The 10,939-nt window shown below is 64.7% G+C and carries 6 protein-coding genes; 4 read left to right on the forward strand and 2 right to left on the reverse strand.

Annotation, left to right across the window (positions count from 1 at the left end; all coding sequences use genetic code 11):
* Positions 1–23: 23 nt before the first annotated feature.
* A complete protein-coding gene (locus OZ411_RS19495) occupies positions 24–3,206 on the forward strand; it encodes a multidrug efflux RND transporter permease subunit (protein WP_282529251.1) in 3,183 nt (1,060 codons plus the stop codon).
* A gap of 26 nt (positions 3,207–3,232) precedes the next feature.
* Here the strand turns inward: OZ411_RS19495 and OZ411_RS19500 are convergent, their stop codons facing one another.
* Both OZ411_RS19500 and OZ411_RS19505 read right to left on the reverse strand, forming a co-directional pair.
* On the reverse strand, positions 3,233–3,457 hold the full coding sequence (locus tag OZ411_RS19500; protein WP_130226165.1) for a hypothetical protein: 225 nt from the start codon (positions 3,455–3,457) through the stop codon (positions 3,233–3,235).
* Between the two features lie 286 nt (positions 3,458–3,743).
* Positions 3,744–4,544 (reverse strand): SDR family NAD(P)-dependent oxidoreductase, encoded by an 801-nt coding sequence (locus OZ411_RS19505; RefSeq protein WP_282529252.1) that lies wholly within the window; start codon positions 4,542–4,544, stop codon positions 3,744–3,746.
* 201 nt (positions 4,545–4,745) lie between these two features.
* Here OZ411_RS19505 and OZ411_RS19510 point away from each other — a divergent pair, with 201 nt between their 5' ends.
* From OZ411_RS19510 to OZ411_RS19520, 3 genes are all read left to right on the forward strand, one after another.
* Positions 4,746–8,216, forward strand: coding sequence for an indolepyruvate ferredoxin oxidoreductase family protein (locus OZ411_RS19510; protein ID WP_282529253.1), 3,471 nt, complete (start codon positions 4,746–4,748; stop codon positions 8,214–8,216).
* A gap of 219 nt (positions 8,217–8,435) precedes the next feature.
* Positions 8,436–8,786, forward strand: coding sequence for a hypothetical protein (locus tag OZ411_RS19515; RefSeq protein WP_130579927.1), 351 nt, complete (start codon positions 8,436–8,438; stop codon positions 8,784–8,786).
* Positions 8,787–9,086: 300 nt separating this feature from the next.
* Complete coding sequence (locus OZ411_RS19520; protein ID WP_282529254.1) at positions 9,087–10,664, forward strand: alkaline phosphatase D family protein; 1,578 nt, start codon at positions 9,087–9,089, stop codon at positions 10,662–10,664.
* Positions 10,665–10,939 lie beyond the last annotated feature (275 nt).

Here is a 10,939-nt window from a genome sequence, read left to right on the forward strand (position 1 = left end):
TCCGCTTAAGCGGGGACAGACCCATGAATCTCTCAAAGTTCTTCATCGACCGACCGATCTTTGCAGGCGTCCTCTCGGTCCTGATTTTCCTCGCCGGCCTGATCTCGCTGTTCGCGATGCCGATCTCGGAATATCCCGATGTCGTGCCGCCGTCAGTCGTGGTGCGCGCGACCTATCCCGGCGCCAATCCGAAGGTGATCGCGGAAACGGTTGCTACCCCGATCGAGGAGCAGATCAACGGCGTCGAGAACATGCTCTATATGAGCAGCCAGGCGACCACCGACGGCGCGATGACGCTGACGGTGACCTTCCGCCTCGGCACCGATCCCGACAAGGCGACGCAACTGGTGCAGAACCGGGTGCAGCAGGCCGAGCCGCGGCTGCCGGCGGTGGTGCGCCAGCTCGGCATCATCACCAAGAAGAGCTCGCCCGACCTCACCATGGTCGTGCATCTCCTCTCGCCGAACAACCGCTACGACATGACGTATCTGCGCAACTACGCGGTGCTCAACGTCAAGGACCGGCTGGCGCGGATCGACGGCGTCGGCGACGTCCAGCTCTATGGCGCCGGCGACTATTCGATGCGGGTCTGGGTCGATCCGCAGAAGGCCGCCGAGCACGGCCTGACTGCTAGCGACATCGTCAGGGCGATCCAGGCGCAGAACGTGGAAGCCGCCGCCGGCGTTGTCGGCTCCTCGCCGAGCGTCAAGGGCATCGACCTGCAGCTCTCCGTCAACGCCGAAGGCCGGCTCGCCAGCGAGGACCAGTTCGGCGAGATCGTGGTGAAGACCGGCTCCCGCGGCGAGGTAGTGCGCCTGCGCGACGTAGCCCGCATCGAGCTCGGTGCCTCCGAATACGGCCTGCGTTCCTTGCTCGACAACAAGCAGGCGGTCGCGATCCCGATCAACCAGGCGCCCGGCTCCAACGCGCTGGATATCTCCACCAAGGTCCGCGCGACCATGGCCGAGATCAAGAAGAACATGCCTGACGGCGTCGACTACAAGATCGTCTACGATCCCACGCAGTTCGTGCGCTCCTCGATCGAGGCGGTGGTGCACACGCTGCTGGAAGCGATCGTGCTGGTCGTCTTGGTTGTGATCCTGTTCCTGCAGACCTGGCGCGCCTCGATCATCCCGCTGCTCGCGGTGCCGGTGTCGATCGTCGGCACGTTCGCGGTGATGCATGTGTTCGGCTTCTCCATCAACGCGCTCAGCCTGTTCGGCCTCGTGCTCGCGATCGGCATCGTCGTCGACGACGCCATCGTCGTGGTCGAGAACGTCGAGCGCAATATCGAGGCTGGGCTTTCTCCGCGGGAGGCCACCTACCAGGCGATGAAGGAAGTGTCCGGCCCGATCATCGCGATTGCGCTGGTCCTGATCGCGGTGTTCGTGCCGCTCGCCTTCATCTCCGGCCTCACCGGGCAGTTCTACAAGCAGTTCGCGCTGACGATCGCGATATCGACCGTGATCTCGGCCATCAACTCGCTGACGCTGTCGCCGGCGCTCTCGGCACTGCTGTTGAAGGGCCATCACGAGCCCAAGGACAAGCTTACGATCATCCTCGACAAGGCCCTGGGCTGGTTCTTCCGCGGCTTCAACCGCGTCTTCACGCGCTCCTCGGAGAATTACGGCCGCAGCGTCACCAAGGTGATCTTCGGCAAGGCCGCCGTGATGGGCGTCTATGTGCTCCTGATCGGCGTCACGGTCGTGCTGTTCAGGCAGGTGCCGGGCGGCTTCGTCCCGGGCCAGGACAAGCAGTATCTGGTCGGCTTCGCGCGGCTGCCTGACGGCGCGACGCTCGATCGCACCGAAGAGGTCATCCGCAAGATGAGCGACATCGCGCTGACCCAGCCCGGCGTCGAAAGCTCGGTGGCGTTCCCAGGGCTGTCGATCTCCGGCTTCACCAACTCCTCCAATGCCGGCATCGTGTTCTCGACGCTGAAGCCGTTCGACGAGCGCAAGAGCTCTTCGCTCAGCGGCAATGCGATCGCCGCGGAACTGAACAAGAGATATGCCGGCATCCAGGAGGCCTTCATCGCGATGTTCCCGCCGCCGCCGGTCAACGGCTTAGGGACCATCGGCGGTTTCAAGCTGCAGATCGAGGATCGCGCCGGCCTCGGCTATGACGCGCTCAACGATGCGACCAAGGCGTTCATGGCGGCGATGTCGAAAGCGCCGGAGATCGCAGGCCTGTTCTCGAGCTTCCAGGTCAACGTTCCCCAGCTCTATGCCGACATCGACCGCACCAAGGCGTTGCAGCTCGGCGTGCCCGTGACGGAAGTCTTCAACACGCTGCAGATCTATCTCGGCTCCTACTACGTCAACGACTTCAATAAATTCGGCCGCACCTATTCGGTCTATGTCCAGGCCGACGCGCCGTTCCGCGCCCGCGCCGACGATATCCGCCAGTTGAAGGTGCGTTCGTCCTCAGGCGACATGGTGCCGCTGTCGGCGCTGTTGAAGATCCGCCAGAGCGCAGGGCCCGAGCGCGCGATCCGCTACAACGGCTTCCTGTCCTCGGACATCAACGCCGCCGCGGCGCCCGGCTATTCGTCCGGCCAGGCGCAGGAAGCGGCGACGCGGATCGCCGCCGAAGTGCTGCCGCCGGGATTTGCCTTCGAGTGGACCGACCTGACCTATCAGGAGTTCATCGCCGGCAATTCCGGCCTCTGGGTCTTCCCGCTGGCGATCCTGCTGGTGTTCCTGGTGCTGGCTGCACTCTATGAGAGCCTGACGCTGCCGCTCGCGATCCTCATGATCGTGCCGATGGGACTATTGGCTGCGATGTTCGGTGTCTGGTTTTCGGGTGGCGACAACAACATCTTCACCCAGATCGGCCTGATCGTGCTGGTGGGATTGTCGGCGAAGAATGCGATCCTGATCGTCGAGTTCGCGCGCGAGTTGGAATTCGCCGGCCGTTCGCCGATTCGCGCCGCGATCGAGGCGAGCCGCTTGCGTCTTCGCCCGATCCTGATGACGTCGATGGCGTTCATCATGGGCGTGCTGCCGCTGGTGCTGTCGACCGGCGCGGGCTCCGAGATGCGGCGCGCGATGGGCGTCGCGGTGTTCTCGGGCATGATCGGCGTCACGATCTTCGGTCTGTTCCTGACGCCGGTATTCTACGTGCTGCTCCGCAGCGCCACCGGCATGAAGCCGCTGACGCATCACGGCGAAGCTACCATTCCAACAAAGGCACACGCGGCATGACGCCGCGTGTGCTCACACACCTCGCCTCAGGCGGCGAGGTCCTGCAGCAGTTTCGACGAACCGCGCACCAGCACCTTGCGTCCGGCAGGCGTTAACGCGAGCGAATCGCCGCGCATCGCGGCGAGCCCGAGCGTGATCAGGCTTTCGACCGCAAACCTGCTTATTCTCGAAGGGTTTGCTGCAGGTGCACGCAACGCTTTGAGAACTTCCCACTGATCCGTTGTCAGTTCGTAGTCGAATTCGTCGTTCATGGTCCCTCGGATTCGTTAACCATCGACGGGGCGCGTATTACCGAGCGCTCGTGAAGAACATGCGACCAGAACGAGTCAGGATTTCGAATTACGGGGATAGACCGTCACATCATCGTGTGGCTGGAATTCTTCAATATTTTCAAGCCATCCATTGAATCTTAACCAGGTGATACAGCAGCACTCCTGACCCGTAGCCCGGGTGGAGCGAAGCGTAACCCGGGGCATCTCATCCACATTCGCAGGCGGTCCCGGGTTACGCTCGCGCTTCACCCGGGCTACGCACCTTTCAACCGCGCCGGACGCTGGCACCGCCGTCCACAGGCAATGTGACACCGGTAATAAAACTCGCTTCATCCGAAGCCAAGAACAGCGCGGCATTGGCGACGTCCCAGCCGGTGCCCATCTTCCGTCGCAGCGGCACCTTGCTGTCACGCTCGGCTTCGACCTCGGCACGGCTCTTGTTGAATTCGCGGGCGCGGGTGTCGACTGCCATCGGCGTGTTCATCAGGCCGGGCAGGATCACATTGGCGCGAATGCCGTATTGCGCGTTCTGGTAGGCGAGCTGTTCGGTGAATGCGATCATCGCCGACTTCGTCGCCTTGTAGGCGACGTAAGGATAGGTCGTGATCGCGGCCATCGACGAGATGTTGATGATGGCGCCGCTTCGCTGCGCGCGCATGATCGGGATCACATGCTTGGCGGCGAGGATGCAGCTCTTGAGGTTGATCGCGACGCAGCGGTCGAACGCCTCCTCGCTGATCTCGAGCAGTTCGGCATCGCCGCTGGAGAGGCTGACGCCGACATTGTTGTGCAGGATGTCGACCTTGCCCCAACGCTGATGCGCATCCGCCACCATCGCCTTGATCTCGGCGTTCTTCGTCACGTCGGCCTTGAAGGCTGCAGCGGTGCCGCCCTTCGCCGCGATCATGTCGACGGTCTCCTGCGCCGAGTCCAGATGGTGGTCGACGCACAGCACCTTGGCGCCTTCGCGCGCGAAGGTGAGCGCGGTGGCGCGGCCGTTGCCGATGCCCTCGCCGGGGCTCTGGCCGGCGCCGACGATGATGGCGACACGATCTTGAAGGCGCATCTCGTTTCACTCCCGCTTTTCGTTCTTGTCCATCGGGGTTCTCCCCGTTGACAACAGCGTTTCAAAGATGCGCGGGGCCGGCAAGGGGGCGGGAAATGCCGGGAGATATGCTGTTACGCCATGAATGCAGGCCCTTCAACGCATAGCAAAACGGTGCATTTTATGCAGCCATAAAAAGCTTGCACGAACGGGGAGCGAAGCATGTCGCTGATGGAAGTTGGCCTGGACGACAAGTACCGGTTGGACGTCAAACGCATCTTCCTTTCCGGTACCCAGGCGCTGGTCCGGCTCCCCATGTTGCAGCGCGAACGCGATCGCGCGCAGGGACTCAAGACAGCGGGTTTCATCTCCGGCTACCGCGGTTCGCCGCTCGGCATGTACGACCACACATTGTGGCGGGCAAAATCTTTCCTCAAGCAGCATGACATCGCCTTCGTTCCCGGCCTCAACGAGGATCTGGCGGCGACCGCGGTGTGGGGCAGCCAGCAGGTCGGCATGTTTCCGGGCGCCAAGGTCGATGGCGTGTTCGGCATCTGGTACGGCAAGGGCCCCGGCGTCGACCGCTCGCTCGATGCGCTGAAGCATGCCAACTCGGCCGGCACTTCGCGGAACGGCGGCGTGATCGCGCTCGCCGGCGACGACCATGGCTGCCAGTCCTCGACGCTGGCGCATCAGAGCGAGCAGGTGTTCGCATCCGCGCTGATGCCGGTCGTCAATCCGGCCACGCTGCAGGACTATCTCGACCTCGGCATCCTCGGCTTCGCGCTGTCGCGCTACAGCGGCTGCTGGGTCGGCTTCAAGGCGATCTCCGAGACGGTGGAGAGCTCGGCCTCCATCATCAGCGATCCCGGTCGCATCCAGATCGTGACGCCAGATGATTTCGAGATGCCGCCGGATGGCCTCTCCATCCGCTGGCCCGACGCGCCGCTCGAGCAGGAGCGGCGCCTGCACGGTCCGAAGATGCAGGCCGTCGCCGCCTTCGCCCGCGCCAACCGCTTCGACCGCATCGTGCTCGACTCCAAGCCGGCGCGGCTCGGCATCATGGCAACCGGCAAGGCCTATCTCGATTTGCGTCAGGCGCTGGCCGAACTCGGCGTCACCGACGCGGAAGCACAGGCGCTGGGCTTGCGCATCTACAAGGTCGCGCTGACCTGGCCGCTCGAGGAATCCGGGGCCCGCGCCTTCGCCGAGGGCTTGCAGGACGTGCTCGTGGTCGAGGAGAAGCGCGGCTTCATCGAGGACCAGCTCGTCCGCATCCTCTACAATGTCGATGCCTCCAAGCGCCCGTCGGTGGTCGGCAAGCGCGACGAGAGCGGCGCGGTGCTGCTGCCGAGCGAGGGCGAGTTGACGCCGACCATGGTTGCCGCCGCCGTTGTTGCGCGGCTTCGCAAGCTTGGCCATCGCAGCCCGATGCTGGAGCAGCGGCTGGCCAAGCTCGAAGCTTTCGATCGGCCGGCCGAAGGCATCGGCGCGGCCAAGCTGCAGCGCACGCCCTATTTCTGCTCGGGCTGCCCGCACAACACTTCGACCAAGATACCCGAAGGCAGCCGCGCCATGGCCGGCATCGGCTGTCACGGCATGGCGCTGTCGATCCCGGCGCGCCGCACCGCGACCATTTCGCATATGGGCGCGGAGGGCGTGGCCTGGATCGGGCAGGCGCCGTTCACCGACGAGCAGCACGTCTTCCAGAATCTCGGCGACGGCACCTACACCCATTCCGGCCTGCTGGCACTGCGCGCCGCGGCCGCCGCCGGCGTCAACATCACCTACAAGATCCTCTATAACGACGCGGTGGCGATGACCGGCGGCCAGCCCGCCGAAGGCAGCTTCACGGTGTCGCAGATCGCGCATCAGGTCGCCGCCGAAGGCACCAAGCGCATCGCCATCGTCTCCGACGATCCGACGAAATATCCGCCCAACTATTTCCCCACTGGTGCCACCGTGCATCACCGCCGCGAACTCGACGCCGTGCAGCGCGAGCTGCGCGACGTCGCGGGCCTCACGGTCCTGATCTACGACCAGACCTGCGCCGCGGAGAAGCGCCGCCGCCGCAAGCGCGGGCTCTATCCCGATCCGCCGAAGCGCGTCTTCATCAACGAGCGCGTCTGCGAGGGTTGCGGCGACTGCTCGGTGCAGTCGAACTGCGTTTCGGTGCAGCCGCTCGAGACCGAGCTCGGCCGCAAGCGCCGCATCGACCAGTCGAACTGCAACAAGGACTTCTCCTGCATCGAGGGCTTCTGCCCGAGCTTCGTCACCGTCCATGACCCCAAGCTGCGCAAGGCCGACCGTGCCGCTGCCGATCCGTCGGCGCTGTTCGCGGACCTGCCGACGCCGAAGCCGCAGGCGCTTTCCGGTTCCTACAACATCCTCGTCACCGGCATCGGCGGCACCGGCGTCATCACCATCGGCGCGCTGCTCGGCATGGCCGCCCATGTCGAGGGGCTGGCCTGTTCGACGCTCGACTTCACCGGCCTGTCGCAGAAGAACGGAGCGGTCATGAGTCATGTCCGGCTCGCGCCGCGTGCGGAGGATCTCGCCAGCGTCCGCATCGCCGCCGGTGGCGCCGATCTGATTCTCGGCTGCGACATCGTGGTCGCGACCAGCGTCGCGGCGCTGAGCCGGGCCGAGCGCGGCGTGACGCGCGCGATCGTCAACGCCGACCTGCTGCCGACCGCGAGCTTCGTGATGAATCCCGACCTCGATTTCGAGGCGGGCGCGATGCGTGATGCGCTGAATGAAGCCGTCACCTCGTCCGACCTCGACATCCTCGACGCCACCGGGCTGGCGACTGCGCTGATAGGCGACAGCATCGCCACCAACGCCTTCCTGCTCGGTTTCGCGTTCCAGCGCGGCGCGGTGCCGATGTCGCTGGAGGCGCTGATGAAGGCGATCGAGCTGAACGGCGCCGCGGTCGACATGAACAAGATGGCCTTCTCCTGGGGCCGGCTTGCCGCGCACGACCTGGCGCGCGTCGTCAGCGCCGCGCGTTTCAAGACCTCGAGCGCGGCGCCGGCAAGGCGCACGCTCGACGAGACCATCGCCTTCCGCGCCAAGTTCCTCGCCGATTATCAGGACGAGGCCTATTCGCAGCGCTACCTCGCCGACGTCGCGCGCGTCCGCGCTGCCGAAACCGCGGCCGCTCCCGGCTCGCACGAACTGACGGAAGCGTTCGCCAAGGGCTTGTTCAAGCTGATGGCCTACAAGGATGAGTACGAGGTCGCCCGGCTCTATACCGATGGCGAATTCGCCAAGGCGTTGAAGGAGCAGTTTGACGGCGAACCCGGGTTGAAGGTGCTGCTCGCCCCGCCGCTGTTCGCGCGCCGCGATAAGGTCACCGGACATCTGCAGAAGCGCGAGTTCGGGCCCTGGGTGTTCAGTGCGTTCAATCTGCTGGCGCGGCTGAAGCGCTTGCGCGGCACCGCGCTCGATATCTTCGGCTACACTGCCGAGCGGCGGATGGAGCGGGCGCTGCCGGGCGAATATTCGGCGATGATCCTCCGCCATCTCGGCAAGAAGCCGCTCGATGTGCCGCGGCTGGCGGCGCTGGCGAAGGCCGCCGAGTTGGTACGCGGCTACGGCCACGTCAAGGAAGCCAACGTCGCGCGCTATCGCCAGGAGTGTCAGCGGCTCGAAGCTGCGCTTCAAGCCCCGGTGGCGCAGGCGGCCGAGTAGGTTCCGATCCAGTCCTTGGGCCGCAGGAAGCAATCTGCGGCCATTCCATCGCCTTCGTTGATCGGTAACCCTGCCCGCAGGATCGGCTGGAATTGTCCGGCCGGCCTCCTACATGATGGGCATGTTCCATTGGAGTCATTTCGGAGGCGTTCGGTGAGCTCCAGAAATGCAGTTCTGGCCGCCGTTGCCACCGCCGCCCTGGTCCTGAGCGTCCCGGCGATGGCGGACGATTACCGCCCCGGCGACTATTTCAATCTCGACCTCTCCAAGGCCGTGCTGTCGCCCAAGCGCCTCGGCCCGCCGACCGAGTTCGCCCGGGTTCCCGTCGAAGCCAAGAGCGATCACAATGATGCTGCACACGTGGTCGCGGAACCGAAGCCGGTGCAGACGAAAAGGGTCAGGGCAGCGCATGTCGCGCCTGCGCCTGAGCGGTCGGTGCGCACCGAGCGCCGCGTTCCCGCCCGCGCCAAGCTTGCCCGCCGGCACGGCAACCCACTCGACGCCCAGGCCCGCGACACCCGCATCCAGACCTGGCCCTGCCGCTCCGGCGGCATCTGCAACTGGCGCTGACCCGCGCGCCCGGCAAAGTCTTAAGAGCACCACTGGCGTACACATTCTCCGTCATGGCCGGGCTTGACCCGGCCATCCACGAAGCCGCTTGCGTGGCTGCAAGACGTGGATGCCCGGGACCCGGCTACGCCAAGGCTTCGCCGAGCGCTCCGCTGTCAGTCCGGCGAAGCGATAGCGAAGGCGGGCAAGCCCGGGCATGACGAGGGTGTTTTCACGAGTCATCCCCCTGTCGTAAAACCGTAAGCCGAGAGTCAAGCAGCGCGGGCAACCTTCGTCGCGATTCGACGGAGATCCTGCCCAATGGCGATCGCGACACGCGCCAGGCGCGGCCTGACCCGGCGCCAGCTTCTGATCCGGTCAGGCTCATCAGCCGCACTCGCAAGTCTTGGCACTCTCGCAAAACCCTATCTCAGCCGCGCTGCTGATCGCCCCGAACTTCGATGCGGGATTCAATCGGGCGACGTCTCAGGCGATGCCGCGGTGATCTGGTCGCGCGCCGATCGGGCCGCGCGGATGCAGGTGGAATGCGCAGCCGACGAGAATTTCAAAACCATCCTTCGCACTGTTGCGACCGACGTGTTGCCTTCGACCGACTTCACCGCAAAGCTCCTGCTCGACGGCCTGCCGCCGGGACAGGACATCTTCTATCGCGTGCGCTTTGAATCGTCCGATGGGCTTGCGGGCGAGGCGAGGACCGGCCGTTTCCGCACGGCGCCGGTGACGCGCCAATCGATCTCCTTCGTCTGGTCCGGCGATACCGTGGGGCAGGGCTGGGGCATCGATCCCTCCCGCGGCGGCCTGCGCAGCTACCGCACCATGCTGGAGAACCGTCCCGACTTCTTCATCCATTCCGGCGACCACATCTATGCCGATTGCCCAGTGCCGTCGGAGTTGCCGTTGCCGGACGGCACGCTCTGGCGCAACATCGTCACCGAGGCGAAGTCGGCCGTTGCCAGGAGCCTCGAGCAGTTTCGCGGCAACTACAAATACAATTGGTATGATGCAAACTTCCGCGCCTTCCATGCGGAGGTGCCGATGTTCGCGCAGTGGGACGACCACGAGGTCGCCGACGACTGGTCGCCGATCGGCACCGTTGATGAGGCCGGCTATGCCGAGGACGGCTCCTCGCGTCTGGTGGCGCGGGCGCGGCGCGCATTTCACGAATTCATGCCGATGCGCCCGGTGTTCGAGCAGGACGGCCGCGTCTATCGCAAGATCGCCTATGGCCCGCTGCTCGACGTGTTCCTGATCGACATGCGCTCTTACCGCGACTCCACCTGGAACAAGGGCGGTGGCAGCGACAGCTTCATCCTCGGCAAGGCACAGTTGGCGTGGCTGAAGCGCGAGCTGGTCGCTTCCAACGCCACCTGGAAGGTGATTGCCGCGGACTTGCCGATCGGCCTCATCAGCCTGGATGCGGTCGCGCTCGGCGACGGCCCGCCGGAGCGGCGCGAGCACGAGATCGCCGATCTCCTGTCCTTCATGAAGCGTGCCGGCATCCGCAACACGATCTGGCTCACCGCCGACATGCATTACACCGCGGCCCATCATTACGATCCGAACCGCGCTGTATTCCCAGATTTCGAGCCGTTCTGGGAATTCGTCTCCGGCCCGCTGCACGCCGGCTCCTGGTCGCCTGGCGTGCTCGACAACACTTTTGGCCCAAAGGCGATGTATCAGAAAGGCTGCAGCGCGGAGCAGGGCGACAACCTCGCCCCATGCTTCGGCCTGCAATTCTTCGGCCGCATCGACATCGACGGAACGAGCGAGGTAATGACGGTGACGTTGAAGGACGTCGATGATCGCGACCTCTGGTCGGTCGATATCGAGCCGCAGCCGGATGCGCGGCCCGGCGAGATCATGGCCGAGCACATCTGACTCCCTTCGTCTTCCGGGGCGTCCGAAGGACGAGCCCGGAATCCATCAGGCCGCAGGCGCAAGTGGAGAAATGGATTCTCTGATGTGCAATTGCACATCATAGCTCGATGCTGGCGCATCGCCCCGGAATGACGGTGTGGTTGCTTTCCGTGCGACAAATCAACCCGACGGGCAAATCAGTCGAAAGTCTGTCCAGACTATCAGCGAAAAATATTCCGCTTTCGCCGTCGGGCAAATCAGTGATTTAACTCCGCGCGTCTCACGGCGGATGAGGG

The sequence above is a fragment of the Bradyrhizobium sp. Arg237L genome (genome assembly GCF_029990105.1).
Taxonomy (GTDB): Bacteria; Pseudomonadota; Alphaproteobacteria; order Rhizobiales; family Xanthobacteraceae; genus Bradyrhizobium.